Source organism: Alcanivorax sp. HI0044, from assembly GCF_001634945.1.
In genome coordinates, this window is the sequence record NZ_LWEZ01001019.1 from 1 (window position 1) to 251 (window position 251).

1 protein-coding gene is annotated in these 251 nt (G+C 59.8%); it reads right to left on the minus strand.

All coding sequences use genetic code 11. The features are described 5' to 3' along the window. A partial coding sequence (locus tag A3730_RS11985; RefSeq protein ID WP_156501175.1) for a hypothetical protein occupies positions 1 to 251 on the minus strand: 251 nt, incomplete at both ends.

A 251-nucleotide genomic window follows, 5' to 3' on the forward strand; every position in this document is an offset into this window, starting at 1 on the left:
CGGTGTAAATATGGAAGAGGTCGTACTGCATCATGCCGATGATGCCGCCGAATTCCGGAAGGTACTTGCCCAGGATGCCGTAGCGTTTCATGCGGCGCAGCTGGGAGAACAGGGCATGGGGGCTGCGCAACAGCTGCATGAACAGGTCTGTGTTGACCGGGTTGTTACGGAAGGCGTCGTCGATCTGGCGGCGATTGTAGATCAGCGCGCGGACGGTGGAGGCGCGAATGCCTTTCAGGTCCGGGTTCTGG